Origin of the sequence: Jeotgalibaca caeni, from assembly GCF_028863945.1 — a bacterium.
GTDB classification, from domain to species: domain Bacteria; phylum Bacillota; class Bacilli; order Lactobacillales; family Aerococcaceae; genus Jeotgalibaca; species Jeotgalibaca caeni.
This window is the reverse complement of sequence record NZ_JARBEA010000113.1, coordinates 1-1,875: the sequence shown is the minus strand read 5'-3', so window position 1 is coordinate 1,875 and position 1,875 is coordinate 1. Positions and strand designations below refer to the sequence as shown.

1 protein-coding gene is annotated in these 1,875 nt (G+C 42.0%); it reads left to right on the top strand.

Going from position 1 to position 1,875, the window contains the following annotated elements; genetic code table 11:
* Positions 1–490: 490 nt before the first annotated feature.
* Complete coding sequence (gene ltrA, locus PVE40_RS12630) at positions 491–1,804, top strand: group II intron reverse transcriptase/maturase (protein ID WP_274732286.1); 1,314 nt, start codon at positions 491–493, stop codon at positions 1,802–1,804.
* Positions 1,805–1,875 lie beyond the last annotated feature (71 nt).

The following is a 1,875-nucleotide window of genomic DNA, read 5'->3' as shown; positions in this document are numbered from 1 at the left end:
TTTGTTGTGCGCCCAGCATGGGCGATAACTTGGTGGTGAAAGTCCACTACAGGCTTGGCAGTAGGAACTGTTAGCTGAAGGCAAGGGTGTCCACCGTGAGGTGGAATCTGAAGGAAGCTGAAAGCAAATACTCGCACTGACGAACAGAAATCTCATATGGAGGCTGGATTGGGACGGACGAGCTTGCAACACAAAGCAAAGTCCAATACTGCACGAATCCCATTTAGTAAATGAGGCAGTGACATGAGTGGAAGGTTATCGCACCTTACCTGGGGAGGTCTGTCTAGCGATAAAAACTATCGTAGTAACAACGAATAGACAGAAGTCAGCAGAGGTCATAGTAGGGAAAATGTACTGAAGGACCGAACAATATTCATACAAAGTTATAGATTGGAGGTTAGAGGATACGTTAACTACAGAAAACAACCGAGCGGTTGGCATTCTACAGAGGGACAAGGTGGAACCGAAAGAGTATGTAGATGTGTAGAGTATGCCTCTAGGTAATATGAAGGAAATGTATCGTAAGTCTCCATCGTTGATGGAGCTCGTTGTAAGTAAAGACAATTTACTCGCAGCTGCAAAAGCGGTCAGACGCAATAAAGGCGCAGCTGGAGTAGATGGAATGACGGTTTGGGAAGTAGAAGAACATATTGAAGAGTTTTATTTGCCGTTAAGGCAGAAACTTTTGGATGGTACTTACAAACCCAAGCCAGTCAAACGAGTAGAAATTCCAAAGCCTAACGGAACGAAGCGTAAACTAGGAATACCATGCGCACGTGACCGAGTGGTACAACAAGCCATCAGACAAGTGATTGAACCGATTATCGACCCTCAATTTCTTCCTCAAAGTCATGGGTTCCGACCAGGAAAAGGAACACACACAGCATTAAAACAATGCGTAGCGTACTATGAAGAAGGCTATAAAGTGGTGGTGGATTGTGACTTAAAACAATGTTTCGATACGCTTAATCATGATAAGTTGATGTACCATCTTGAACAGTTTATTCAAGATAAGGCGATTCTTAAGGTTATCCGTAAGTTCTTGATGAGTGGTGTCATAGACCTGTCTGGCGAATTCGTAGAAAGTAAAACAGGCGCACCGCAAGGAGGCGTATTATCGCCCCTTCTCAGCAATGTCTACTTACATGAACTGGATAAAGAACTTGAGAAAAGAGGACATCATTTTGTACGATACGCAGATGACTTCGTCATTTATGTAAGAACAAAACGAGCAGGAGAACGTGTGCTAGAAAGTGTATCTCGTTTTATTGAAAGAGATCTCAAGCTGATTGTCAATACAGATAAAAGCAAAGTTGGCTCACCTACCCGTTTAAAGTTCTTGAGCTGTCTGATGAAACAAGTGAATGGAACTTGTCGTTTTATACCTACCAAAGAAGCTAAAAAGAAATTTAGAGCAGAATTGAAACGACGAACCAGTCGCAAACGTCCTGGGGATTTCAAAACTATTCTAAATGAAATCAACCAAGTAACAAGAGGATGGATTGGTTACTTTGGATTAGGGTTCATTAAATCTTTTATTCAGAAAGAAATAGAACCTTGGATACATCACAGAATCAGACAGCTTATTCTCAAAAGATGGAAACTACCAAAAACAAAAATAACGAAGTTATTAAAATATGGATTAAATTTAGATAGTGCCAAAAGAATCGGTTATTCCAGAAAGAAATACTGGAGATTATCTAAATCACCAGAGGTTCACTGGGCCCTTACAAACGAAAGACTCCACCACTGGGGCTTAGTATCCCTAAGCGAAATGGTAGAGTCTGCTTACGCAAGATATTGAACCGCCGTATACGGATCCGTACGTACGGTGGTGTGAGAGGTCGGAGCCGTGAGGCTCCTCCTACTCGATTT

Coding starts and splice junctions, on each gene's coding strand:
- ltrA (WP_274732286.1), top strand. CDS start 491: ATGCCTCTAGGTAATATGAAGGAAATGTATCGTAAGTCTCCATCGTTG.